The following is a 23920-nucleotide window of genomic DNA, read 5'->3' as shown; positions in this document are numbered from 1 at the left end:
GGTCACGCTCCTTCGCCGGAGAGGATCTTGTCGCGCAGCACAGTCTTGTTCAGCTTGCCGGTCGGCAGCCGCGGCAGGCTCGGCACGAATTCGACGCGCCGCGGCGCCTTGAACCCGGCCAGCCGCTCGCGGCAGTACTCGATCAGCTCGGGTCCGCTCACGTCGCCCACCCGCTCGACCACGGCCGTCACGCCCTCGCCGAACTCGGGGTCCGGCAGGCCGATCACGGCGGCGTCGGCGACCGCGGGGTGGGTGAGCAGGGTGTCCTCGATCTCCGCCGGGTAGATGTTCACGCCACCGGAGATGATCGTGTGCCCCTCGCGGCCCACGAGGTAGAGGAACCCGTCCTCGTCAAGCCGGCCGAGGTCGCCGACGCTGCGCAGGTCGGCGCCCACGTCGCCGGCGTTGCGGTAGGCCGAGCCACCCGGCGCGAACCACACCTTGCCGACAGTGCCCGGCGCTACCACGCGCCCGGCGTCGTCGGTCACGTGCACGCTGCCGGACAGCGGTTTGCCCACCGTGCCGGGGTGCGCCAGGGCGTCCTGCGGACCGACGTAGGTGTGGCCGTAGCCCTCCGACGCGCCGTAGTACTCGTGCAGGATCGGGCCCCACCAGTCCATGATCGCCGTCTTGACCTCCGGCGGACACGGCGCGCCCGAGGTGAACGCGACGCGGTGGCTGCCGAGGTCGTGGCGCGTGCGCTCGTCCGCGCCGAGACGCAGGAGCCGCAGCAGCATCGTCGGCACCCACTGCGAATGCGTCACGCGGTGCGCCTCGATCGCCGCCAGCGAACCTTCGGCCGAAAACTTGTCCAGGCACACGACCGTGCCACCGAGCGACAGCGTGATGAGCTGGAAGGTGAACGGCGCGGCGTGGTAATTCGGCGCGGGCGAGAGGAACACCGTGTCCGGCGCCAGTTCCAGTTTGGTTGCGAGCCCCGCGTGGCGGGCGGGCGCGTCGGCCGGGTGCACGCCGAGCAGCTGCTGGCGGAACGCCTTGGGCCGGCCGGTGCTGCCGCCGCTGTAGAGCACGCGGGCGCCGAGCAGCTCGCCGTCGACCGGGGTTTCGGGCAGGCCCGAGCAGGCGTCGCCGAGGAACTCCAGCTCGCCGCCGGGGTCCGCGGACAGCAGCAGCGCGGGCTTCGCGACATCGCGCAGCGCCTCGGTGACCACGCCGGCGCAGCGGGCGCTGGTGACGATCGCGCACGAGCCGCCGTCACCCACCGCCTCGGCGAGCAGCGGGCCGAGCTCGCCGCTGCGCAGGTGCCAGTTCACCGGCGTCACGTAGAGTCCGGAGCGCATGCCCGCGGCGACGAGCACCGGCCAGTCCAGGCGGTTCTCGAGCACGAGCAGCAGCGTGCCGCCCGGGCCGATCCCCCGCTCGCGCAGCAGGTGCGCGACCTGGTTGGACCGGGCTTCGAGCTCGGCGTACGTGAGGCTTTCGCCGCTGGGCGCCATCACGTAGGCGCGAGCATCCGGCCGCTCGCGCGCGATCGGGGCGGGGTACACGCCATCAACCTCCTTCGCGATTGTTTGTGAATGCTATGTCACGAACCAGAGTCGTCGCAACGCCCCGGAGTACCTCTTCCGTTCGTCCACGGGATGTGCTGTAGTGATTGAGCGTTCGCAATCCAGCGTGGCAAGCGACAGAAGGGACAGTGGTGTCCGAACAGACGTCCGGCGCGACGGCCGTGGACCTCATGGATCTGGACCTGTTCGCCTCGGGCCGGGACCACGAGGCGTTCCGCGAGCTGCGGGTGCACGATCCGCTGCACTGGAACGACGAGCCCGGTGGCCGCGGTTTCTGGTCGCTCACGCGGTACGCCGACATCAAGCGCGTCGCCGCCGACCACGAGAACTTCTCCTCCGCCGAAGGGACCCAGATCCCGGACCGCCGCGCCGAGGGGCACGGCGAACCCAGCATCCACAACATGGATCCGCCGCGCCACGGCACGGTGCGCAAGCTCGTGGTGCCGCACGTGCGGCCCGCGACGGTCCGGCTGCTCGAAGACGACATCGTCACGGTCATCGACGAACTGCTGGACTCCGCGCTGGAGCACGACGGCACGTTCGACTTCGTCCACGCGATCGCGGCGCAGCTGCCGCTGCTGGTGATCGGCCGCCTGCTCGGCGCGCCGCCCGAGGCGTGCCCGCACATGCAGCGCTGGACCAACCAGATGGCGTCGGAGGACCCCGAATACAGCGAGGGCCCCGAAACCGCGGCCAAGGCGCGCGACGAGATCTTCGCGTTCTTCCACGACCTGGAGGCGCAGCGGCGCGCCGCGCCGGCCGAGGACCTGGTGAGCGTGCTCGCCCACGCCGCGCCCGGCGGGGTGCCGCTCAACCGCGGCCAGCTCGACGCGTACTACCTGCTGCTCATGGTCGCCGGCAACGAAACCACGCGGAACCTGCTCACGGGCGGGATGGTGGCGTTCGGGGCGTTCCCCGAGCAGTGGGCGGCGCTGCGCGCGGACGCCGGGCGGATCCCGGGCGCCGTCGAGGAGATGGTGCGCTGGGTGTCGCCGGTGCTGTGCATGCGGCGCACCGCGACGCGCGACGTCGAGCTGCACGGCCGCACGATCGCGGCCGGGCAGAAGGTGGTGCTGTGGTTCGCATCGGGCAACCGGGACGAAGCCGTGTTCACCGCGCCCGACGAGTTCCGCGCCGAGCGCGCGCCCAACGAGCACCTGGGCTTCGGCTGGGGCGTGCACGCCTGCCTCGGCGCGCACCTCGCGCGCCTGGAAGCACAGCTGTTCCTGCGCCGGCTGCGCGACCGCGGGCTGCGCGTCGCCGTGCAGGCGCCACCGGAACGCTTGCGCAGCAACTTTTTCCGGGGCGTCAAGCGGCTGCCGGTGCGGCTGGTGAGCGACCGTGACTGAGCGGGCGAGCAGCGCCGAGCCGTGGCTCGGGCGCGCGGCGTGCCTCGTCGGCGGCGAATGGCGGATCCCGGACGGTCCGGCGCTGCCGGTGATCGACCCGTACACCGAGCAGCCGATCGGCGAGACCGCCGAGGCCGGTCCCGTGCTGACCGCCGAAGCGGTCTCGCGCGCGGCCGCCGCCTACCCGGCGTGGGAGCGCACGAGTCCGGCCGATCGAGCGGACCTGCTCGACCGGCTGGCCGACTCGCTGGAGGCGCGCGCCGGTGAGCTGGCGGCCCTGATCACCCGCGAGATGGGCATGCCCGCCGCGCTCGCGACGGCGAGCCAGGGTGAGCTGCCGCCGCGGGTGCTGCGGGCGTTCGCCACGTCGGCGCGCGCGTTCGCGTGGACGGAGAAGATCGACGGCGCGCAGCTGCACCGGATCCCGCTCGGCGTCGTCGCCGCGATCACGCCGTGGAACATGCCGGCGCACCAGATCATCGCGAAGGTCGGCGCCGCGCTCGCCGCGGGCAACACCGTCGTGCTCAAGCCGAGCGAGGCGACGCCGTTCGACGCGAACCTCATCGCGGCGGCCGCACTGGAGGCCGGGTTCCCGCCGGGCGTGCTGAACGTCGTCCACGGCACCGGGCCCGCCACCGGCCAGGCGCTCGTGACGGACCCGCGCGTGGGACACGTGTCCTTCACCGGAAGCGTGCCGGCCGGGCAGACGGTCGCGGCGCTCGCCGCCGGGCACACCGCGTCGACGACGCTGGAGCTGGGCGGGAAGTCGGCCGCCGTGCTGCTGCCCGACGCGGACCTCGCGCACGCCGTCGGCGCCGCGGTGAAGAGCGGCCTGGTGAACTCCGGTCAGGCGTGCAACGCGACCACCCGGATCGTGGTGCCGCGCAGCGCACTGGCCGACGTCGGCGACCTGGTGCTCGATGCGCTCGACACCGTGGTCGCCGGGGATCCGCGTGATCCGGCCACCACGTTCGGCCCGCTGGCCTCGGCTCGCCAGCGCGACCGCGTGCGCCACCTGCTCGACACGGCGGGCGACGACCGCGCGGTCACGCCGCGGCTCGCCCTGCTGCCCGCGCGCGGCTACTTCCTCGAGCCGCGTGTCTACTTCGGACTCGACGCCCGGCATCCGCTGGTGCGCCAGGAGGTGTTCGGCCCCGTGCTCGTGGTGCAGTCCTACGCGGACGAAACCGACGCCACCGATGTCGCCAACGACAGCGACTTCGGCCTGTCGGCGGAGGTCTGGTCGGCCGACCCCGACCGCGCCGAGGCCTTCGCGCGGACGCTGCGCGTGGGCCAGGTGAAGATCAACGGCGTGCGCACGCGCGAGCGCCCCGGCGTGCCGTTCGGCGGGTTCAAGGCCTCCGGCTACGGCCGCGAGCTGGGTGCCGAGGGCATCGCCGCCCTCACCGCGGTGCAGGCGGTGCTGCGATGACGCGCCGGATCCTCGTCACGGGCGCCGCCTCGGGCGTCGGCCTGGCGCTGGCCCAGCAGCTGATCGGGGAAGGCGTGGAGGTGCTCGGCGTCGACCGCGCCGAGATCCCGGCGCCCGTCGCGCGAGCGCTGCGCGTGGACCTCACCGACTTCGCCGCGGTGCGCGAAGCCGCCGCGACGGTGACCGGGCCGCTGGCCGGCCTCGCGAACGTCGCCGGTGTACCCGGCACCGCGCCCGCGAGCACGGTGCTCGCCGTGAACGTCGTCGGCACCCGGCTGCTCACCGAGGCGCTGCTGCCGCGGCTGGCCGAAGGCGGCGCGGTCGTGACGGTGGCGTCGATCGCCGCGCACCGCAACACCTTGCCGGCCGAAGCTCTCGACCGGCTGTGCACTGTGGACAGTCACGACGAGCTGGCCGCGTGGCTCGCCGAACACCCGCTGACGGACGCCGCGGCTTACGACACGTCGAAGGCCGCGCTCGTCGCCTGGAGCGCGCGGCTGGCCGCCCGGCTGCTGCCGCGGGCCCGCGCGGTGAGCGTGAGCCCCGGGCCCGTGCGCACGCCGATCCTGGCCGACTTCCGCGCGTCGATGGGCGCCGACTCGATCGACCGCGCCGGCGCGCTGGTCGGCCGGCACGCGGAACCCGGCGAGGTCGCCGCGGTGGCGCGGTTCCTGCTCAACCCGGCCGCCTCGTGGGTCAACGGCGTCGACCTGCCCGTCGAAGGCGGCCTCGGGGCCGCCCGCGCGCACCTGTCCAGCACCGAAAGGACGACCCGGTGACCACCACAGCACCCGCCGAACCGGTGCTCCCCCTCGACGGCACGCGCCCGCTGTGCCGTGACCTCGTGGGCGGGAAAGCCCACAGCCTCAACCGGATGCGCTCGCTCGGCCTGCCGGTGCCGCCCGCGTTCGCGATCACCGTGGACGTCTGCTCGGCCTACCACGCCGGGGGCACGCTGCCCGGGGAGGTCTGGGCCGGCGTGCTCACGCAGCTGACCCGGCTCGAGGAGCAGTCCGGGCGGCGCTTCGGCGGGCCGGGTTCGCCGCTGCTGGTCTCGGTGCGGTCCGGAGCCGCGCGCAGCATGCCGGGGATGATGGACACGGTCCTGAACCTCGGGCTCACCGAGGCGCTGCGCGACGTGCTGGCCGGAGAATCCGGTGATCCCGCATGGGCGCAGGACACGTGGGTGCGGTTCGTGCGCTCCTACACCGACATCGTCGGCGGCCCGCCGCCCGCCGACCCGCACGAGCAGCTGCGCGAAGCGATCGGCGCCGTGTTCCGGTCGTGGTTCTCCCCGCGCGCACTGAGCTACCGCGAGCACCACGGCATCACCGGCCTCGGCGGCACCGCCGTGACGGTGCAGGCGATGGCGTTTGGCAACCGCGACGCCGCGTCCGGCACCGGCGTGCTGTTCAGCCGCGACCCCGGCACCGGCGAACCCGGCGTGTTCGGCGAATGGCTGGCCCGTGCGCAGGGCGAGGACGTGGTGTCCGGCGAGCGCACCCCGGCGCGGCTCGGCGAGCTGGCGCGCACGCAGCCGGGCAACCACGGCGAGCTGCTGCGGCTGGCCGGTGTGCTCGAACGCGACTACCGCGACATGGTCGACGTCGAGTTCACGATCGAATCCGGCACGCTGTACGTGCTGCAGGCCCGCGCCGGGAAACGCACCCCCCGGGCCGCGGCCCGGATCGCGGTGGACCTCGTGGCCGAAGGCGTGATCGACAGCGACACCGCGCTGGCGCGCGTGACGCCGGCGCAGGCTGAGCAGCTGCTGGCGACGACGGGCGCCGCGGACGGTGACGTGCTAGCCCGCGGCACCGGCGCCGGATCCGGCCTCGGCGTGGGCACCGCCGTGACCGACCCCGGCGAAGCCCTGACCGCTTTCGACAGCGGCGATCCCGTCGTGCTCGTGCGGCCGTTCACGTCCCCGGAGGACGTGCCGGCGATGTTCGCGGCAGCGGCGGTCGTCACGGAGCACGGCGGATCGACGTCGCATGCGGCTCTCGTGTGCCGCGAAGCCGGCATCCCGTGTGTGGTCGGCTGCGGCGACGGCACCGCCGACGCCGTGCGCGGCCGGCTCGTGACCGTCGACGGCACCACGGGTTCGGTGCTCGACGGCGACCGCGCCGGCGCGGGTTCGCCGACCGCCGACGGGCCCGCGGCGACGCTCACGGAATGGGCCGCCGCGCGCGCCGGCCGCGACGGCGCGCTGCCCGAACTGCTGGCGATCGTCCAAGGTACGGTCGGCGGATGACCGGTGGGGTGAGCAGAAGATGAGCAGTACCACGCACGAGACCACCGGCGAGGACCGCGCGGAAGCCGCCCGCGTCCGCGTCCGCGAGCTGATCGCCTCGCTGCAACCCGACGCCGTCGACAAGCGGCCGAACAAGCGGGGGCAGCAGACGCGCGACAAGCTCGTGCGCGCGGCCACGGCGTGCTTCTCCGAGTACGGCTACACCCGCACCCGCGTCTCCGACATCACCAACCGCGCCGACACCGCGCAAGGCAATTTCTACCGGCACTTCACAAGCCTGGACGACATCTTCCTGGCGGCGCTGCAACCCGCGCTCGAAGAGCTGGCCGCGGCGTCGGCGACCGCGCCGCGGTCCGGGGACGAGCAGCACCACCTCGTGGAGCAGACCATCGCGTACCTGCACTCCTACGCGCGCAACCGCCACCTCCTGCGCGTGATGCGCGAAGCGGCGGCAGCGAGCGAGAACGAGGGGTTCCTGACGCTGTGGCTGCACGTGCGATCCGGCTTCGTGCACCGCACCGAACGCTGGCTGCGGCGGCTGCACGAGAGCGGCGTGATCGGCGAGACCGACTACGAACTGCACGCCGAGGCGCTCGGGTCGATGATCGAGCAGATGGCCTACGTCCACATCGGACTCCTGCCGGTGACGCCGCGGCCGGAGCGCATCCAGGACCTCGGCACCGTCATCGGGCAGATCTGGTACCGGTCGCTGCCGCGGCCCTAGCTGGACGGATCAGGGGCGCGGCCCGAGGATGGGACGATGCCGACCCCCGGAGTCCTGGCCCGGCGCATGGGTGAGCTCCTGCGCGCCGAGGGACCGTACGTGCTGCGGATCGTGGTGACGGCAGCCGTCGCGTGGCAGGTGTGCGTGCTGCTCGGCGCGCAGCAGCCGCCCGTGTACGCGGTCATCGTGCCGCTGGTGTCCGTGCGGGACGCGCCGTACTCGACGTTCAACGTGTCCCTGGCGCGGCTCGTGGGGGTGGTGTGCGGGCTGTCGATCGGGATCCTCGTGCTGAACGTGGTACGGCCCTCGGCGCTCGCGCTGGCGCTCGTGCTGGGGCTCGCCCTGCTCGTCGGCATCGTGCTGCGGATCGGCGGCACGCTCAACCTCCAGGTCGCCGTGTCGGCTCTGCTGGTCTTCGCCAACACCGACCCGGACTCCTACGCCGTGTCGCGGCTGTGGGAGACGGCCGTGGGGGCCGGCGTCACGATCGTGCTGGCGCCGTTGCTGCTCCCGACGAACCCCGCCCGCGCGTTCATCACCGAACTCCACGGCACGGCCGCCGAACTCGCGCGCAACCTGCGCGCCCCGACGGACGAACAGGCGGTGCGCGCGGCCGAATCCCGCGCCCGCGCGCTGCCGGGGCAGCTGGCGCTCGCGCGCAAGGCCGTGCGCGCCCACCCGGTGTGGCGCCGCCGTGAACCCGGCCGCCTCGCGTCCCTCGACCCCGCCGCCCGGACCGCGGCCGACATCGGCACCCTCGTGCGCATCCACTTCGAGGACACGGCCGAACTCGCGGCCCGCGGCGAGCCGACCGACACGTCCGAAGTGGCCACTCCCCTGGCCGACGCCGTCGAAGCCGTCCTCACCGGCACGCCCGACCCGCCGTCGCTGGCCACGGCCGAGGCCGCCATCGTCCACAACGCCGACACCGACGGCAGCCGCCTGGGCGCGATCGCCCGGCGTCCGCTGCGGCGGATCACCGCGTTGCTGCGCGAGCCGCCGGCGCAGTGAGCTACTGCGCGGCCGGCTGGCGGGACAGGTTCAGGAACTCCTGCTGCTCCCGGTCGTAGCGCTGGGTGAGGCCGAGCTCGTAGCGGTCCCACCAGTTCTGGGTGTGGCCGCCCTGCGTGGTGGTGGTGCTGCCGTACACCTGGCGGTCGTAGTCGAGGCGGGCGTCGTGGAAGTCCTGCTGGAACTGCTCGGGTGTGAGGCCCTGGACGTGCTGCACGGCGGCCGGGTCGAGCGTGGCCGCGCTGCGCACGACGCCGGCGCCGCCCATGTGGTTGAGGATCGCGCGGACGCCACCCGCGCCGCGCATGTGGGCGCCGGACATGACGGCGGCCTGCGTGCCCGGATCGGTGAAGTTGAGGGCGCCGGCGGTGCGCGCGTTCTCGGTCATCAGGTTCGCCACGACGGCGTGCTCCTCGGGGCTGCCGATGCCGTACTGGTTCCGCGCGGCCATGATCTGGTCGTAGCCGTTGTGCATGTTCTGGCGGAACCCGTAGGCCTCCGGCACGCCGCCCTGCTCGCCGGTCGCGCCCTCCGAGCGCATGATCGAGTCGACGACGCGGCTGTCCAGCTGCCCGGCGGCCGCCGGTGCCGCGCCGCCGCCGCCCGAAGCCTGCGCTCCCCCGCCCAGGCCCTGCGCCACCGCCGTGTCGGCGTCGGTGTAGCCCTGCGCCGCGGACTGGACCTTGCCGCTGACCTCGCCGATCAGGTTCACGAACTTGCCGAGCGAGGACACCAGCTGCGACTGCAGGGTCGAGTTCGCCGCGGCGACCCCGCTGCCGATCCCGGCGAACGAGAGCGCGTCGATCACCAGCGATTCCAGGTCGCGCGTCGCGGACGACGCCGACGCTCCGAGGCCTTCGACGTTCTGCACGATCGATGACACCTCGGCCGGCAGTACCCGGTAGCTTCCCGCTGTCATGCCCGCTCCGTCCGACTCGTCTGCTGGGGATTCCGACGATTCCCCACCGGACGCGGCGCGCACACGGCCGAATTACCCACTCCGGTGCGGATCGAATGGCCGCCGGTGGGGTATGTGTGGCGCATGGAGGCCGACGAGACCCGGCACGAGCGGGTCGACCACGAGATCGAGCAGCTGGACGACCGGCTGTGGTCGCTCGCCGGTGAGCTGTGCGCCGAGCAGGACGAGGAAGCGGCCGCCCACCTGCTGACCGAGCCGCTCGAAGAGGCCGGCTTCTCGGTCGCGAACCGGGTCGCCGGCTTCACGGCCGCGATCACCGCCCGCCACGGCGAGGGCCGCCCCGGCGTGGCGCTGCTGCTGGAGTACGACGGACGGCCCGGGGCCGGTTTGACCGCGGCCGCGGGGCTCGGCGCGGCGCTGGCGACCCGCCGCGTCACCGACGGCGAACCCGGCTCGATCCTCGTCGCCGGCTGCCCCCGCGACGGGATTCCCGCGCTCACCGCGGCCGGCGTGTTCGACGACGTCGACGCGGCGCTGCTGTTCCGCCCCGGCGCCCGCTCGTGGTCGTGGGCGCCGCTGGCCGCCCGCGCCGAGGTGCGGATCACCGTCCGCGGCGGCGCCGAGCACCCGGCGGCCGACGCCGTGGCCGGGCTGGTGCAGGTCTTCACCGCGGTCGCGGCCCTGCAGGCGCGGCTGCCCGCCGGTTCGCGCGCGCAGGGGATCATCACGCGCGGCGGCGAGTCCACCGAGTCCGTGCCCGAACTCGCGGAAGCGCGGTTCGGCCTTTCGGCGCCCACGGCCGCGGCGCTGGCGACGCTCGTCGCCGACGTGTCCGCCTGCGCCGAGGGCGCCGCGATCGCCACCGGCACCAAGGCGGAGGTCGAGCCCCTCGGCCCGGGCAGCTCGCACTTCCGCGACAACTCCGTGCTGTCGAACCGGTTCGCGGCGCACCTGGCCGCCCGCGGCATCCTCACGACCGGCCCCGACCTCGGCGCCGCGCTCGGCTCGTCCGGCATCGGCGACGTGAGCCTGAAGGTGCCCGCCGTCCACCCGCTCGTCGCGATCGTCGACCCCGCCCACGCGGAGAACTCGCCCCAGTTCACCGCGGCGACCGCCTCGCCCCGCGCCCGCGCCGTGCTGCTCGCGGCGGCCGCGGCGCTGGGCCGCACGGCCGTGGACCTGCTCGCCCACCCCGCGCTGGTGCGGCAGGCCTGGGACTGCTTCGCCGATCAGGCCCGAGCCGAACGGGCCGGTCACGAGGGCCGATGACGAAAACGCCGGAAACACGGGAAACACCGACCTTCGGGATCGAGGAGGAGTTCCTCGTCGTCGACGAGCGGGGCCGACCGTCGCACGCGGCGGGCGCGGTGCTGGACTCCGTGGACGACACGGACGGCGATCTGCAGCACGAGCTCACCCGCGCGCAGGCCGAATCCGCCACCGAAGTCTGCCGGACCCGCGCCGAAGCCGTCGAGCAGCTGGACTCGATGCGCACCGCGCTCGCGCGCGCCGCCGCCCGGCGCGGGCTGCGGATCCTGCCGTGCGCCACCCCGCCCGTCGCCGCCGAGGAGCTGCCCTCGATCACCCCGACGCCGCGGTACCGGCGGATGGCCGAGCACTTCGGCGCCACCGCGCGTACCACGCTCACCTGCGGCTGCCACGTGCACGTCGGGGTGCCCGATCCGGAGGCGGGCACGCGCGTGATCGGGCACGTCCGGCCGTGGCTGCCCGCGCTGCTGACGGTGACGGCCAATTCGGCGATCGCCGACGGGCTCGACACCGGGTACTGCAGCTGGCGCCACCGCCAGTGGTCGCAATGGCCCTCCGCCGGTCCGCCGCCGCGGTTCGCCTCGCACGCCGAGTACGAGGGGATCGTCGAGGCGTGGCTGCGCACGGGCGCGATCCTCGACCGCGGGATGGTCTACTGGGACGTCCGCCTCTCGGAGAACCAGCCGACGGTGGAGTTCCGCGTCGCGGACGTCGCCGCCACCACCGGGGAAGCCGCGCTGCTGGCCGTGCTCTGCCGCGGGCTCGTGGCCACGGTGCTCGGCCGCGGCGAGCCGCCGCACCTGTCCAACGAGGTGCTGCGCGGGCAGCTCTGGCGCGCCGCGCGCGAAGGCGTCACCGGCTGCTGCCCCGACCCGGCCACCGGCGAAGTGCGGCCGGCCTTGGAGGTGCTGACGCGGCTGACGGAGTTCTGCGCGCCCGCGCTGGAGGCCGCCGGCGACACCGCCTTCGTCCGCGAAGGCCTCGCCCGGCTGGCCCGCGACGGCGGTGGTGCGGACCGGCAGCGCCGCCGGTTCGCCGCGCGGGCGGACGCCGCGGACGTCGTCGGCGAGTTCGCCGTCCGGGGGTGATCCGCCCGGCCGGTGGCCCGGCCGACCTGCGGTTACGATGAGTGGTCAGCTCCGCGTCCCCCAGAAAGGCAGCGTCATGCCTGTCGAGCCCCCGTCCGCCGGCCCGGTGCGGGTGCTCCTCGTCGAAGACCACGACATGGTGGCCCAAGCGCTGGAGCTGGCGCTGGAGCGCTCCCCCGGGCTCACGGTCGTCGGCCGCTCCCGCTCGCGGGAGTCCGCGACCGCCGACACGGCCCGGCTGCGGCCCGATGTCGTGGTGCTCGACCGGCGCCTGCCCGATGGCGACGGCGTGACCGCGATCGGCGAGCTCGCCGCGCTGGGCTCGCGCGTGCTCGTGCTGACCGGCGACGCGACGCCCGCCGTCGCCGCCCGCGTGGCGGAAGCCGGGGGCAAAGGCCTGCTGCTGAAGTCCGCGCCGCTGGACGTGCTGGAGTCGGCCGTGCAGCGCGTCGCGGCGGGCGAGGTGGTCTTCGACGCGGGCCTGCTGCCCGGGGTGCTCGAACGGCTCTCCGGCCGCACCCGCGGCGGCTCGACGCTGACCGCGCGCGAGCAGGAAACCCTGCAGCTGCTGGCCGAAGGAGCGAGCACGGAGGAGATCGGCGTCCGCCTCGGCGTCACCCGCAACACCACCCGCAACCACGTGCAGCGCGTGCTCGAGAAGCTCGGCGCGCGGTCGAAGCTCGAAGCGGTGGCGCTCGCGCGGCGCGAGGGCCTGCTGGATTGATGCACCTGCGTCAGTGCGGCGAAGTGATCTGCGTCTGCCGCGCCGGGCCCGTTTCGTCCAGGGTGGACGCGTGGAGGTTTCTGCGCACACGTCGGCCGAGTGCCTGCTGCCCGAAACGGTGGCCGGGCTCGCGGCGGCGCGCGACTTCACCCGGACCGCTCTCACCGGCTGGGGCCTGCTGACCCTCGCTGACGACGCCGTGCTGGTGGTGAGCGAGCTCGCGACCAACGCGGTGCTGCACGGCGCGGGCGCCGCGTCACTGCGGCTGAGCCACGCCGGTTCCGTCGTGCGGATCGAGGTCGCCGACGAGAGCGCGGCGGTGCCGGCGAAGCGCAGCTCCGGCGCGGACGGCGGCTGGGGCCTGCGGCTGGTGGAACTCCTCTCGCTCGCGTGGGGCGTCACGCCCACCGCCGGCGGGAAGGTCGTGTGGTGTGACCTGGCCGGTCCCGGCGGTAGCTGAGCCGGAGGCTGCCCCGCCGGCGTGGCTGGGGCAGAGTTGGGCCATGGACGAACCCTCGCCGGACGACCTCGGCCTGCTGGTCAGAGGCGTCGTCGACTACGCGATCTTCATGCTCGACCCGGCCGGCCGCATCGCGACCTGGAACGCCGGCGCCGAACGGATCAAGGGCTACCGCGCCGAGGAGATCATCGGCAGGCACTTCTCCGTCTTCTACCCCGCCGAAGACATCGCGGCGGGCAAACCCGCCTGGGAGCTCGAAGTCGCCCTCACCGAAGGCCGCCTCGAGGACGAAGGCTGGCGGCTGCGCAAAGACGGGTCGAGGTTCTGGGCGAACGTCGTGATCACCACACTGTACGACGACGACGGCAACCACCGCGGCTTCGGCAAGGTCACCCGCGACATGACCGAACGCCGCGCCGCGGAACAGGCGTTGCGGGAGAGCGAAGAACGGTTCCGCCTGCTGGTGCAGGACGTCGTCGACTACGGCCTCTTCATGCTCGACACCGGCGGCCACGTGATCAGCTGGAACGCCGGCGCCGAGCGCGTCCACGGCTATCGCGCCGACGAGATCACCGGCAGGCACTTCTCCGTCTTCTACCCCGCCGAAGACATCGCGGCGGGCAAACCCGCCTGGGAGCTCGAAATCGCCCTCACCGAAGGCCGCCTCGAGGACGAAGGCTGGCGGCTGCGCAAAGACGGGTCGAGGTTCTGGGCGAACGTCGTGATCACCACACTGTACGACGACGACGGCAACCACCGTGGCTTCGGCAAAGTCACCCGCGACATGACCGAACGCCGCACCGCCGCGCACGCGCTGACGCAGCGCCGCCGCCTCGTGAGCCACCTCGTGGACGCGCAGGAGGTGGAGCGCCGTCGCATCGCGTGGGACGTGCACGACGACTCGATCCAGTCGATGGTCGCCGTCGGGATGCGGCTGCAGCTGCTGGCCGACCGGCTGCCCGAAGAGCACCGCGAAGGCGTCGCGGCGCTCGACGAATCGGTGCGCGCGGCCGTCGTCCGGCTGCGCGCGCTCGTCTCCCGGCTGCGGCCGCCCGACCTGGAACGGCACGGCCTCGCGGTGGCGCTGGGCGCGCACCTCGAAGAGGTCGTGGTCCCGTGGGGCCTCGAGTACGCGTTCGAGGACGGGCTCACGGCCGAGCCCACGCCCGAGGCGGCGGTGACGGGTTACCGGATCTGCCAGGAAGCGCTCACCAACGTGCACAAGCACGCCCGCGCGTCGCGAGTGGAGGTTTCCATGTCCACAGTGGACAGAGGCACGCTGTTCCGCGTGACCGACGACGGGGTCGGCACCGCTGTCACCGGCGCCGACCCCGGCCGCGACCACTTCGGGCTCATCGAGATGCGCGAGCGCGCCGAGTCGGCCCACGGCTGGTTCTCCCTGCGGAGCACCCCCGGTGAGGGGACGAGCGTCGAGTTCTGGCTGCCCAGCGTTCCGGACGCGCAGCTGTGAGCGGCCCGCTGCGCGTCGTCATCAGCGACGACGACGCCATGATCCGCGACGCGCTGCGCGAAGTCCTCGAGGAACAGCCGGACATCGAGGTCGTCGCCGTCGGCCGCGACGCGGACGAGGCGATCACCCTGACCGAGCACCACCGGCCCGCCGTCGCCGTCCTCGACGTGCGCATGCCGGGCGGCGGCGGGGCGCGCGCGGCCGAGGAGATCGTCGCCCGCTGCCCGGGCACCGCGGTACTCGCCTTTTCCGCGTACTCCGACCGGGCGTCGATGACGGCGATGGAGACCGCCGGCGCGGTCGAGTACCTCACCAAGGGCGTGCCGAACCGGGAGATCGTGGCCGCCGTGCGCCGGCTCGCCGCGCAGGGCCGCGGCTGAGGCGCGCCGGGAGCGGGCCGCGGAATCGCCGGCGAACGGCGGCACCGCACGAACGCCGAGGCGCCGATCGGCGGATCGAGGGGCCGTACCGTTCGGCGGGCCCCGCGTACGGCCGAACGGGCCCACTTGGCCCGAATGCGGACACCCGCGGGGCGAACCAGGTGTAGCCCACCGCCGGAGTGGGTAGCCCGTGCTCGCCTCTCAGGGCGATCTTCCCTCCTCCCGGCGAAAGTGCAGGTACCCGGTGACCAGCTTCGTGGATGCGGACCTCGGCGTGGACCACGGATTCGACCGCGCGCTGCGCGGTTACCTCGGCCGGGTCGCGGCGGCCGCCGGCGTCGGGCCGGAGTCGTGCACGGTGGACCTCGACGTGCCCGTGTCGGCCTACGTGGCGCTGGACCGGCGGCTCGAGCGCTTCCCCGACCGCGACCTGGCCCTGCTGTGGGACGAGGTGCACGGCTGGTCGGCCGCGATCGAGGCGTCGTGCGGCGAGGACCTGATCGTGCTGGCCTACCTGGAGCACGACGACGTGCTGGCCGACCCCGAGGACGTCGCGCGGTTCCTGGCCGCACTGCGCGAGGGCGACCACACGCTGGGCCGGCCGGAGCCGCGCAAGCTGCGCCGCGCCGGCCACCACGAGGAGCTGCTCGACCGGCTGGCCTGACGCGTCACGCGGGCCGAAACCGGGTACCCCGGCGGCAGGAGAGGAGTGCGCCATGGCCCCGAAACGACCCGTCTGGAGCGGTTCGCTCACGCTCGGCCTGGTGACGGTGCCGGTGCGGCTCTACAGCGCGATCGAGGACCACACCGTGCACTTCCGGCAGTTCGAGCGCGGCACGAGCGACCGCATCCGCTACCGCCGGGTGAACGAGCGGACCGGCGACGAGGTCGACTACGCCGACGTCGTGAAGGGCTACGACCTCGGCGACGGCGACTACGTCCTGGTCGAGCAGGAGGAGCTGGACGAGATCGCGCCCGGCCGCAGCAAATCGCTCGACGTGGAGGCGTTCGCCGACCTCGCCGACATCGACCCGATGTTCTTCGACCGCACCTACTGGCTCGCACCCGCGAGCTCCGACTACGACAAGCCGTACTCGCTCCTGCTGGCCGCGATGGCGAAGACGGACAAGGCGGGTGTCGCGAAGTTCGTGCTGCGCGGGCGCGAATACCTGGCGCTCGTGCGCGCCGGGGACGGCGTGCTGCTGCTCGACACGCTGCACTTCGCCGCGGACCTGCGGCGCAAGGACGAGGAGCTGCCCGACCTGCCGGACCAGGCCGCCGCGCGCGGCAAGGAGTTCGACCTGGCCGTGAACCTCATCGACGCGATGACCGAGGACTGGCGGCCCGAGGACTACCGCGACACCTACACCGACCGCGTCCACGAGCTGATCGACGCGAAGCGCAAGGGCGACGAGATCACGCCCGCGGCCGAGGCCGCCGAGCCGACGAAGGTCGTGGACCTGTTCGAGGCGTTGCAGCGCAGCGTCGAGGGCAGCGGCAAGCGGCGCGGGAAGAAACCGGCGGCGGGGCCCAAGCTCGCCGACCTCACCAAGGCCGAGCTCGACGAGCTGGCGAAGGAACGCGAGATCAAGGGCCGCTCCAAGATGAAGCGCGCGGAGCTGGAGCAGGCCCTCGAAGCCTCGTGAACCGCCCCCCGGAACCCGGGACTCAGCGCGCGGCGTCCAGCACCCAGTCGAACGCCACGGGCAGCGCGGTGAGGATCGAGATGTGGCCGTCGCGCGGCCGCAGCCACAGCTGCGCGTCGGGCAGGTGGGCGAACAGGTGGTGGACGTGCGCCTCGGGGATCACGCGGTCGGCGCTCCCGTGCCCGAGCAGCACCGGGGTGCGCACGTCCGCGAGTGCGAAGCCCCACGGGGACACGTAGGCGACGTCGTCGTCCACCTCGCCGTCGGGACCCACGGCTCCGGCCGCGCCCGCGTCGGCACCCAGCGGTCCCCACGCGCCCTCGAGCGCGGCCCAGTCGGGGGCGGCGAAACTCGCCGGATCGAAGTCGTGCGTCGCCGCGTGGGCCAGCCGGGCGTCGCGGCCCTCGCGCGCCGCGCGCAGCGAAGTCGGGTCGGCCATGCCCGCGAACCAGTCGAATTCCTCGGTGTACGGCGCGACTGCGGCGAGCGTCGCGGCCGCCGTGACGCGGTCCGGCAGCAGCGCGGCGCAGGCGAGCGCGTGCGTGCCGCCGCCCGAGGCGCCGACGACCGCGAACCGGTCGAGCCCGAGAGCGTCGGCGACGCACCGGACGTCCTCGGCCGCGTCGCCGATCGTGCGTCCCGGCGCGACGGTCGAACCGCCGTAGCCCGGCCGCCCGTAGGACACCACGCGGATACCGCGCGCCTCTGCGGCCGCCAGCACGGGCTCCAGCAGCGCGCCCGTCTGCGGGGTGCCGTGGTGCCAGAGCACGGTGAGGTTTTCACCGCGGCCGCTGTCGTGGGCGCGCAGAACGCGGCCGTCGGCCGCCTTCACGTCGTGAGAGGTCCCCATGCGGCGCGACTCTAGCGGGCCGCGAGCGTGACGGAGGGCGGTTCGCGGGGTACCTCGCCCGGTATGGACCCAGACGCGAAACCCGACCTCCGGCTCGACGACGCCGCGGCCGAGCACCTCGAACCCGACCGCGCGACGCTGGCGGCGGTGGGCAAGATCACCGAGGCACTGGAGACCGTGGAGGTCGCACGCGGCCACCTCTACGCGTTCCACCAGCTCACGGGCTCCGCCGACGAGAAGCTCGCGCACGGCATCGACCAGCTGCGCGCGGCCGGCCACCGCGAGCACGCCGACCGGCTGGCCGAGCAGCTCCTCGGCCGCAACGTGCTGCACGGCCGGTGGACGTTCCAGGTCGTGGAGGAGTACGACGCGACCTACTACTCCGCTTTCCGCGACCACGAAATGCGCGTCCGCGAGCTCACGCGCGGCATCCCGCACCTCGCCGAGGCGCGGCTCAAACGCGAGAACCGCACGGCCGGGCTCCCCGGCCACGAGGCGACGCCGTACTCGAAGGACTGAACCGCCGCGCGATCCCCTGCGGACTAAGGTTTCCGGAGAGGACTTCGCCCGAGCGGAAGGCACCACGATGAGCAACGTCGAGACCGAGCCACCCGTCCTGGACTGCGGGGACCCCGCGCCGGCCGGGCTCGCCGGGGTCGAGGTGCTCACGGCGCGCGACGTGCCCCTGGGCGGACCGCGCGCGATGAAGGTGCGCCGCACCCTGCCGCAGCGCAAGCGTTCCCTCATCGGCGCCTGGTGCTTCGCCGACCACTACGGCCCGGCCGACCCCGCCGTCACCGGCGGCATGTCCGTCGGATCGCACCCGCACACCGGGCTGCAGACGGTGAGCTGGCTCTTCGCCGGCGAGATCGAGCACCGCGACAGCCTCGGCTCGCACGCGCTGATCCGCCCCGGCGAGCTGAACCTCATGACCGGCGGCCACGGCATCTGCCACTCGGAGGTGTCGACGCCGGAGACGACGTCCCTGCACGGTGTGCAGCTGTGGGTCGCCCTGCCCGACGCGCACCGCCACGCCGGCCGCGACTTCCAGCACTACGCCCCGCCCGCCACCGATCTCGGCGGCGCCACTGCCCGCGTGTTCCTCGGTTCGCTGGCCGGCGAAGCCTCGCCGGTCAAGACCTTCACGCCGCTGCTCGGTGCCGAGCTCCTGCTCGAACCCGGCGCCACCGTTTCGCTCGACGTCGACCCGGAGTTCGAACACGGCCTGCTCGTCGACACCGGCAGCGTCACCTTCGCCGGCACGCCGCTGACCGCGGCCGACCTCGGCTACCTCGGCACCGGCCGCGCGACGCTGGAGCTCACCAACTCCGGCGACGGCCCGGCCCGCGCGATGCTGCTCGGCGGGCCGCCGTTCGGTGAGGAGATCGTGATGTGGTGGAACTTCGTCGCGCGCACGCACGAGGAGATCGTGGCCTACCGCGAGGCGTGGCAGGCGGAATCGCCGCAGTTCGGCGCGATCCCCGAGGTGCCCGGCGCACCGGCGCGGCTGCCCGCGCCCGTGCTGCCGAACGTGCGGATCAAGCCGCGCCGGAACCCGTGACGAGCGCGGCGAAGATCCGGTCGACGTCCTCGCGCGCGGTGCGCCAGTTGCTGAACGCCGCGCGCAGCGCCGGCACGCCCGCGTAGACCGTCGGCGTCACGAACGTCTCGCCCCCGGCCGCGACGGCGCGCACCACGGCGTCGATCCGGTCCTGCGTGGGATTTTCCGCGAGGGTGAAGCACACGACGTTGAGCCGCACCGGTGCGAGCAGCCGCCACTGCGAGGTCGCGGCGAGCCGCTCGCCGAGGTCCCGCGCGTGGGCCACGCAGCGTTCGACGATCTCGCGGTGTCCCGAGCGCCCGTACGCGGCGAGCGTGCACCACGCCGCCAGCGCCCGCAGCCGCCGGGACGATTCGGGGGTACGGTGCACGAAGTCCGGGTTCTCGCCCGGGTGGCCGAGGTACGCGGCGGCGTTCTGGAACACGCGCACCTGCAGGTCGAGGCGGCGGCTGAACTGGATCGCGGAGTCGTAGGGCACGTTGAGCCACTTGTGCAGGTCCACGCAGACGGAGTCGGCGAGCGCCAGCCCGTCGACGAGCGCGGCGTGCTCGGGCGACAGCGCGGCGAACCCGCCGAACGCGGCGTCGACGTGGAGCCAGAACGGGTACTTCGCCTTGAGCGCCGCGATCGCGCGCAGGTCGTCGAAGTCGACGGTGTCGACCGTGCCCGCGTTCGCGACCACGATCGCGGGCCGCCCGCCCAGGTCGGCCAGCTGCTGGTCGAGGGCGGCGACGTCCACGGCTTCGCGATCGGGCTGCAGGGCCACGCGCTTCATCGCCGACCGACCCAGCCCCAGTACCGCCATCGCCTTGAGCACGCTCGAATGCGGCGCCCCGCTGACGACCGCGACCGGCCCCAATGCCGCGACTCCCGCGTCCGCGACCGTGATCCCGAGCTGTTCGCCCACCCACTCGCGGCCGATCGCCAGACCGACCACAGTGGACATCGTCGCGCCGGACACGAAGGCACCGCTGAACTCCGGCCCCAGCCCGAACAGCTGCGCGAGCCACGCCGTCGTCTCCCGCTCGAGATCGGACGCCGAAGAGTCCAGTGAGGACACGGGGTTCTGGTCCGCCGCGGCCGTGAGCCAGTCGCCCGCCACCGCCGCGGGTGTCGCCCCGCCCGTCACGAAGCCCAGGTACCGCGGCCCGGCGCTGGCCGCGAACCCGGGAGCCCAGCGGCGGGCGAACTCGGCCAGCGCGGCCTTCGCGCCGACGCCGTCCTCCGGCACGGCCGAGGGCGCGAACCCCGCAGGCGGCACGGCCACCGGGCGGTCGGCGAGCCCGGCGAGCAGCTCACCCGCCTGTTCGCGGGCGGCGTCGAGGACGGCGGGCAGGTCGGACAGGTCTTCGGCGAGCTTCGCGTACACAGCCCGACCTTAGCGCCGCATGGCGGCCCGAGTCGCAGGCCAATCGCCGGGAACTGGCCCTCGATCAGCGGCTCAGCCGCGTGGCCCGCCCCGCGCGTCCCGGGTCGAAGTTCACGCGCCGCACCGGACCGGTCACCAGCGCCACGAGCGCCACCGCCGACACCGCGGCCAGGAGCACCGCGGCGATGAACCGCGCGCCCTCCGACGTCGAAGAGCCGAGCACCGCGAACCCGCCGAGCACGACGGCCACCGGCCCCAGCAGCGCGGTGACCGCGGGCAGCACCGGGACTCGCCGGCCGTCGGGCCGCCGGGCCGAGACGACCGCCGCGCCGGCACACACCACCGCGGCCACCAAGAGGCAGCCGCCCACGGTGTCGGAGAGCCGGTGCCAGCCGAGCGCGACGGTCGCCGCGGCGACCCAAGCGACGCCGGGTGAACCCACGGCGAGCACCCAGGTGCGGAACCGGGCGGGCAGCACGACGGCCAGCGCGAGCAGCACCGCAGTCGCCGCGCTGACGTGCCCGCTCGGGAAGCTGTTGTGGCCCGCGACCGCGTAACCGTCGTCGATGCCCGGGCGGTCGAGCACGTAGATCTTGAGCAGCTGGGCCACGGCGAGCGGCGTCGCGAGCAGCACCAGCGCCGTCACGCCGAGCGTGAACCGGCGCCGCACCAGCGCGAGCGCCAGCACCAGCAACGCGACCGCGCCCAGGACCACCACGAGGTCGACGTCCCGCAGCGGCTCCGCCCAGTCCACAGTGGACCGGCCGGCGGCCTGTGCGCTGTGGACCACGCCGTTTTCCGCCTCCTGCCCCGCCGCCGTGCGGACGAAGAGCAGGTACGCCACGAGGAAGGCCACCGCGTTGCCCACCGCCGCCGCGACGAGCACGGCGGTGCGGGACGGCGTCTTCGCCACCAGCGCGTGGCGCGGGGGTCCGGACGGGGTGATCGGGGGTGCCTCGGGGAACGTCACTGCCATGCGCCCGAGTCTCGGCGCGGGATTTAGTGGTCGGGTCAGAGCAGTGTCATGGTTTTGCTACAAGATCGCCCCGGCTCGCCGAGGGCTGCGGTTTTCCGAATAATGGCTCCGGTGGCAGTGGTTCTGGTGGTAGAGGACGACGCGGCCGTGCGCGAAGGACTCCAGCTGGCCCTGCGCAGGCAGGGCCACGTGGTGCACACGGCGGAGTCGGGTGAGGCCGGCGTCGAGGTGCTGAAGGAGCAGTCGCCCGACCTCGTGGTGCTCGACCTGATGCTGCCCGGCATGGACGGGTTCGAGACGTGCCGGCGCATGCGGACCTCCGGCGAGGTGCCGATCATCATGCTGACCGCGCGCAGCGACGACTTCGACGTGGTCGCCGGCCTGGAAGCGGGCGCCGACGACTACGTGGTCAAACCGGTCGAGCCACGCGTGCTCGACGCGCGGATCCGCGCGGTCCTGCGCCGCGCCGCCGTCGACCGCGACGCGCGCGCGGGCGAGGTCGAACGCCACGGCGAGCTCGTCATCGACCGCGCCGGCATGCTCGTGACGAAACACGGCCAGGCCGTGGCGCTCACCCCGACCGAGCTGAAGCTGCTGCTGGAGCTGTCCCGCACGCCGGGGCAGGTGTTCAGCCGCCAGCAGCTGCTCAGCGCCGTGTGGGACCACGACTACCTCGGCGATTCCCGGCTGGTCGACGCGTGCGTGCAGCGGCTGCGCTCGAAGATCGAGGACGTGCCCGCGCGGCCGGACCACGTGCAGACGGTGCGCGGGTTCGGCTACCGGTTCGGGCGCTCGTGAGACGTCCGCGGCTCGCGGGCCTGCGCCCCCGGCTGGTGCTGTCGTTCGCGGCGATGACGCTCGTCGGTGCGGCCGCGGCGGCCGGCGCCAGCTACGTCACGGCCCGCACGACCATCCTCGAGGGCGTGCAGGACCCGGCCATGCTGCAGCTGCGCGACCAGGTCACGGCGTACCTGCCGCAGATGACGCTACCCCCGGACCAGCGGCAGCTCGACAACTTCGCCGACAGCCTCAAGGGTGCCACCGTCGCCGTCTACCAGGGGCTGCACTCGGTGTCGCGCCTGAGCACCGCGGAGGTGCCCGCCGAACTGCGCCGGCAGGTGGCGGACGAGGACACCATCCAGTTCCAGCGTGTGATCCGCGACGACACCCCGCAGCTGCTGATCGGCATGCCGGTGGTGCAGCGCCGAGGCGACCGCGTCGTCCACACCGGTGTGGAGGTGTACGCCCGCGTCTCGCTGGTGGACCAGCAGGCCGCGATCGACCGGCTGGCGGCCCGCGCGTGGCAGACGGCCGCGCTGGCGCTGCCGATCGCCGTCGCACTGGCGCTGCTCGCGGCGCGGCAGGTGCTGCGACCGGTGCGCGCGCTGAACACCGCGGCCCGCAAGCTCGGCGACGGGCAGCTCGACGTGCGCTTGCCGGCGAAGGGTTCCGACGAGCTCGCCCAGCTGGTGACCACGTTCAACAGCACCGCGGCCGAGCTGGAGCGGACCGTCGGCACACTGCGCGCGATGGAGGCGGACGCACGGCGGTTCGTCGCCGACGTGTCCCACGAACTGCGCACCCCGCTGGCCGCGATGAATGCCGTGACCGACGTGCTCGACGAGGACGCCGAGCACCTGCCCGCCGACACGGCCGTCGCGGCGCGCCTGGTGTCGGCCGAGACCCGGCGCCTCACGCGGCTCGTGCAAGACCTGGTGGAGATCTCGCGCTTCGACGCCGGGCGCGCCGAACTGCGCCTGGAGGAGTGGGACGTCGCGCGCGCCGTGACCGACAGCCTGGCCGCCCGGGGCTGGTCGGCCACCGACGGCGTCACCACCGACTTGCCCGACGGCGTCACCGCCACCGTCGATCCCCGCCGGCTCGACATCGTCGTCGCGAACCTCGTCGGCAACGCCCTGCGCCACGGCGCGCCGCCCGTCGAGGTTCACCTGGCCGCCGACGAGCGAACCGTGACCCTGACCGTGACCGACCACGGCCCCGGCATCCCCGCCGACGTGCTCCCGCACGTCTTCGACCGCTTCACGAAGGCCGACACCTCCCGCGCCCGCTCCGACGGCAGCGGCCTCGGCCTGTCCATCGCGCGCGAAAACGCCCGCCTGCACGGCGGCGACGTCCAGGCGGCCAACACCGGCTCGGGTGCTCGCTTCACGCTCCGCTTGCCGCGCCACCCGGAGTCCCGATGAAGAAACTCCTCGCCACCCTCACCCTGCTGGTGCTCCTCGCGGCGTGCGGCATCCAGCCCACCCCCGTCATCCCCGCCGGCCCCGCGCCCCAGGCCGCCGGCCCGGACGCCGACCGCCAGCTCACCCTCTACTTCGCCGTCGACGGCAGCCTCACCCCGGTCGTGCGCCACTGGGGCAGCCCCGTCACCCCCGACCTGGCCCTCGCCGAACTCTTCCTCGGCCCCACCCCGGCCGAACAGAAGACCGGCCTCTACTCCTTCCTGCCCACCGGCACGACCCCCGCCACGGTCGACACCACAGCCACTCCGCCCACGGTCACCGTCCCGTACTCCGTGAAGACCATCTACCTGGGCCTGGACCAAATCGTCTGCACCACCGTCGCGGCCCTCTCCGCCACCGGCCACCCCACCGACGCCCGCGGCATCACCGTCACCACCCCGGACTTCACCTTCGGCCCCACCACCTGCACCTTCTGAAGATCAATCAGGCGATCACGCCACCACCCCACACCCCCAGCCGCACGCACGCCACGTACGAAACCGCCGCCGCGCACCACCTGCGCCACCGCCACGGACCCACCCGACAAGACCCGTACCCAGACTCCGCCCTGCACCTCGATCCGAAGCCCCCACGCGGTCTGGATCACCTTGTCAAGGCACGCTTTCCAGCCTTGACAAGGTGATCCAGACCGTCGTTACCATCAT

24 protein-coding genes are annotated in these 23920 nt (G+C 73.7%); 19 read left to right on the top strand and 5 right to left on the bottom strand.

Annotated elements, in window-relative coordinates; translation table 11 throughout:
* Positions 1 to 2 precede the first annotated feature (2 nt).
* Entirely contained in the window at positions 3 to 1508 is a 1506-nt protein-coding gene (locus ACIA77_RS41400; RefSeq protein ID WP_395891621.1) for an AMP-binding protein, read from the bottom strand.
* 152 nt (positions 1509 to 1660) lie between these two features.
* Between ACIA77_RS41400 and ACIA77_RS41395 the strand changes: the two genes are divergently transcribed.
* The 6 genes from ACIA77_RS41395 to ACIA77_RS41370 are packed head-to-tail and all read left to right on the top strand — an operon-like array spanning position 1661 to position 8299.
* Positions 1661 to 2878, top strand: a complete 1218-nt coding sequence (locus tag ACIA77_RS41395) for a cytochrome P450 (RefSeq protein WP_395891620.1) — start codon at positions 1661 to 1663, stop codon at positions 2876 to 2878.
* Positions 2871 to 4310, top strand: a complete 1440-nt coding sequence (locus tag ACIA77_RS41390; protein WP_395891619.1) for an aldehyde dehydrogenase family protein — start codon at positions 2871 to 2873, stop codon at positions 4308 to 4310. Before ACIA77_RS41395 ends, ACIA77_RS41390 begins: the two co-directional genes overlap by 8 nt.
* Positions 4307 to 5089, top strand: coding sequence for an SDR family oxidoreductase (locus ACIA77_RS41385; protein WP_395891618.1), 783 nt, complete (start codon positions 4307 to 4309; stop codon positions 5087 to 5089). Before ACIA77_RS41390 ends, ACIA77_RS41385 begins: the two co-directional genes overlap by 4 nt.
* Positions 5086 to 6564 carry a pyruvate, phosphate dikinase gene (locus ACIA77_RS41380; RefSeq protein ID WP_395891617.1) on the top strand — a complete coding sequence of 493 codons (1479 nt, stop codon included), beginning with the start codon at positions 5086 to 5088 and terminating at the stop codon, positions 6562 to 6564. Before ACIA77_RS41385 ends, ACIA77_RS41380 begins: the two co-directional genes overlap by 4 nt.
* A 19-nt stretch (positions 6565 to 6583) precedes the next feature.
* Entirely contained in the window at positions 6584 to 7288 is a 705-nt protein-coding gene (locus ACIA77_RS41375; RefSeq protein ID WP_395891616.1) for a TetR/AcrR family transcriptional regulator, read from the top strand.
* 36 nt (positions 7289 to 7324) lie between these two features.
* A complete protein-coding gene (locus ACIA77_RS41370; protein ID WP_395891615.1) occupies positions 7325 to 8299 on the top strand; it encodes an aromatic acid exporter family protein in 975 nt (324 codons plus the stop codon).
* 1 nt (position 8300) lies between these two features.
* Here the strand turns inward: ACIA77_RS41370 and ACIA77_RS41365 are convergent, their stop codons facing one another.
* Positions 8301 to 9218, bottom strand: coding sequence for a hypothetical protein (locus ACIA77_RS41365; protein WP_395891614.1), 918 nt, complete (start codon positions 9216 to 9218; stop codon positions 8301 to 8303).
* Between the two features lie 84 nt (positions 9219 to 9302).
* Here ACIA77_RS41365 and ACIA77_RS41360 point away from each other — a divergent pair, with 84 nt between their 5' ends.
* The 8 genes from ACIA77_RS41360 to ACIA77_RS41325 all read left to right on the top strand — a co-directional run bounded on the left by ACIA77_RS41360 (position 9303) and on the right by ACIA77_RS41325 (position 16256).
* Positions 9303 to 10487 carry an amidohydrolase gene (locus ACIA77_RS41360; protein WP_395891613.1) on the top strand — a complete coding sequence of 395 codons (1185 nt, stop codon included), beginning with the start codon at positions 9303 to 9305 and terminating at the stop codon, positions 10485 to 10487.
* On the top strand, positions 10484 to 11575 hold the full coding sequence (locus tag ACIA77_RS41355; RefSeq protein ID WP_395891612.1) for a glutamate--cysteine ligase: 1092 nt from the start codon (positions 10484 to 10486) through the stop codon (positions 11573 to 11575). Before ACIA77_RS41360 ends, ACIA77_RS41355 begins: the two co-directional genes overlap by 4 nt.
* Before the next feature lie 76 nt (positions 11576 to 11651).
* Positions 11652 to 12299: a response regulator transcription factor gene (locus ACIA77_RS41350; protein ID WP_395891611.1), complete on the top strand. Its 648-nt coding sequence runs from the start codon at positions 11652 to 11654 to the stop codon at positions 12297 to 12299.
* Positions 12300 to 12369: 70 nt separating this feature from the next.
* Positions 12370 to 12759, top strand: coding sequence for an ATP-binding protein (locus tag ACIA77_RS41345; RefSeq protein ID WP_395891610.1), 390 nt, complete (start codon positions 12370 to 12372; stop codon positions 12757 to 12759).
* A gap of 43 nt (positions 12760 to 12802) precedes the next feature.
* Positions 12803 to 14230: a PAS domain S-box protein gene (locus tag ACIA77_RS41340; RefSeq protein ID WP_395891609.1), complete on the top strand. Its 1428-nt coding sequence runs from the start codon at positions 12803 to 12805 to the stop codon at positions 14228 to 14230.
* Complete coding sequence (locus ACIA77_RS41335) at positions 14227 to 14610, top strand: response regulator transcription factor (RefSeq protein WP_395891608.1); 384 nt, start codon at positions 14227 to 14229, stop codon at positions 14608 to 14610. The genes ACIA77_RS41340 and ACIA77_RS41335 overlap by 4 nt, the downstream gene beginning before the upstream one ends.
* A 244-nt stretch (positions 14611 to 14854) precedes the next feature.
* Positions 14855 to 15274: a DUF6292 family protein gene (locus tag ACIA77_RS41330; RefSeq protein WP_395891607.1), complete on the top strand. Its 420-nt coding sequence runs from the start codon at positions 14855 to 14857 to the stop codon at positions 15272 to 15274.
* A 52-nt stretch (positions 15275 to 15326) separates the two neighbouring features.
* Positions 15327 to 16256: a Ku protein gene (locus ACIA77_RS41325; RefSeq protein ID WP_395891606.1), complete on the top strand. Its 930-nt coding sequence runs from the start codon at positions 15327 to 15329 to the stop codon at positions 16254 to 16256.
* Between the two features lie 22 nt (positions 16257 to 16278).
* On the opposite strand, the gene ACIA77_RS41320 is transcribed toward ACIA77_RS41325, so the two are convergent.
* Positions 16279 to 17106, bottom strand: coding sequence for an alpha/beta fold hydrolase (locus ACIA77_RS41320; protein ID WP_395891605.1), 828 nt, complete (start codon positions 17104 to 17106; stop codon positions 16279 to 16281).
* Positions 17107 to 17169: 63 nt separating this feature from the next.
* Here ACIA77_RS41320 and ACIA77_RS41315 point away from each other — a divergent pair, with 63 nt between their 5' ends.
* Positions 17170 to 17625 carry a hypothetical protein gene (locus ACIA77_RS41315; protein WP_395891604.1) on the top strand — a complete coding sequence of 152 codons (456 nt, stop codon included), beginning with the start codon at positions 17170 to 17172 and terminating at the stop codon, positions 17623 to 17625.
* A gap of 67 nt (positions 17626 to 17692) precedes the next feature.
* Positions 17693 to 18667: a pirin family protein gene (locus ACIA77_RS41310; protein WP_395891603.1), complete on the top strand. Its 975-nt coding sequence runs from the start codon at positions 17693 to 17695 to the stop codon at positions 18665 to 18667.
* Here the strand turns inward: ACIA77_RS41310 and ACIA77_RS41305 are convergent.
* A complete protein-coding gene (locus ACIA77_RS41305; protein WP_395891602.1) occupies positions 18645 to 20036 on the bottom strand; it encodes a pyridoxal phosphate-dependent decarboxylase family protein in 1392 nt (463 codons plus the stop codon). The genes ACIA77_RS41310 and ACIA77_RS41305 overlap by 23 nt on opposite strands.
* 64 nt (positions 20037 to 20100) lie before the next feature.
* On the bottom strand, positions 20101 to 21012 hold the full coding sequence (locus ACIA77_RS41300) for a phosphatase PAP2 family protein (RefSeq protein ID WP_395891601.1): 912 nt from the start codon (positions 21010 to 21012) through the stop codon (positions 20101 to 20103).
* Between the two features lie 111 nt (positions 21013 to 21123).
* Here ACIA77_RS41300 and ACIA77_RS41295 point away from each other — a divergent pair, with 111 nt between their 5' ends.
* From ACIA77_RS41295 to ACIA77_RS41285, 3 genes are read left to right on the top strand one after another with little or no spacing between them, the layout of a single operon-like run.
* Entirely contained in the window at positions 21124 to 21810 is a 687-nt protein-coding gene (locus ACIA77_RS41295; protein ID WP_395891600.1) for a response regulator, read from the top strand.
* 53 nt (positions 21811 to 21863) lie between these two features.
* Positions 21864 to 23216, top strand: a complete 1353-nt coding sequence (locus ACIA77_RS41290) for an ATP-binding protein (RefSeq protein WP_395891687.1) — start codon at positions 21864 to 21866, stop codon at positions 23214 to 23216.
* A complete protein-coding gene (locus ACIA77_RS41285) occupies positions 23213 to 23692 on the top strand; it encodes a hypothetical protein (RefSeq protein ID WP_395891599.1) in 480 nt (159 codons plus the stop codon). The genes ACIA77_RS41290 and ACIA77_RS41285 overlap by 4 nt, the downstream gene beginning before the upstream one ends.
* The last annotated feature ends 228 nt before the right edge of the window (positions 23693 to 23920 follow it).

Source organism: Amycolatopsis sp. NPDC051903 (assembly GCF_044452505.1).
Taxonomy (GTDB): Bacteria; Actinomycetota; Actinomycetes; order Mycobacteriales; family Pseudonocardiaceae; genus Amycolatopsis.
This window is presented reverse-complemented; position numbering and strand designations above follow the sequence as displayed.

Coding starts and splice junctions, on each gene's coding strand:
- ACIA77_RS41385 (WP_395891618.1), top strand. CDS start 4,307: ATGACGCGCCGGATCCTCGTCACGGGCGCCGCCTCGGGCGTCGGCCTG.
- ACIA77_RS41375 (WP_395891616.1), top strand. CDS start 6,584: ATGAGCAGTACCACGCACGAGACCACCGGCGAGGACCGCGCGGAAGCC.
- ACIA77_RS41370 (WP_395891615.1), top strand. CDS start 7,325: ATGCCGACCCCCGGAGTCCTGGCCCGGCGCATGGGTGAGCTCCTGCGC.
- ACIA77_RS41365 (WP_395891614.1), bottom strand. CDS start 9,218: ATGACAGCGGGAAGCTACCGGGTACTGCCGGCCGAGGTGTCATCGATC.
- ACIA77_RS41355 (WP_395891612.1), top strand. CDS start 10,484: ATGACGAAAACGCCGGAAACACGGGAAACACCGACCTTCGGGATCGAG.
- ACIA77_RS41350 (WP_395891611.1), top strand. CDS start 11,652: ATGCCTGTCGAGCCCCCGTCCGCCGGCCCGGTGCGGGTGCTCCTCGTC.
- ACIA77_RS41340 (WP_395891609.1), top strand. CDS start 12,803: ATGGACGAACCCTCGCCGGACGACCTCGGCCTGCTGGTCAGAGGCGTC.
- ACIA77_RS41325 (WP_395891606.1), top strand. CDS start 15,327: ATGGCCCCGAAACGACCCGTCTGGAGCGGTTCGCTCACGCTCGGCCTG.
- ACIA77_RS41320 (WP_395891605.1), bottom strand. CDS start 17,106: ATGGGGACCTCTCACGACGTGAAGGCGGCCGACGGCCGCGTTCTGCGC.
- ACIA77_RS41315 (WP_395891604.1), top strand. CDS start 17,170: ATGGACCCAGACGCGAAACCCGACCTCCGGCTCGACGACGCCGCGGCC.
- ACIA77_RS41310 (WP_395891603.1), top strand. CDS start 17,693: ATGAGCAACGTCGAGACCGAGCCACCCGTCCTGGACTGCGGGGACCCC.
- ACIA77_RS41300 (WP_395891601.1), bottom strand. CDS start 21,012: ATGGCAGTGACGTTCCCCGAGGCACCCCCGATCACCCCGTCCGGACCC.
- ACIA77_RS41290 (WP_395891687.1), top strand. CDS start 21,864: ATGACGCTCGTCGGTGCGGCCGCGGCGGCCGGCGCCAGCTACGTCACG.
- ACIA77_RS41285 (WP_395891599.1), top strand. CDS start 23,213: ATGAAGAAACTCCTCGCCACCCTCACCCTGCTGGTGCTCCTCGCGGCG.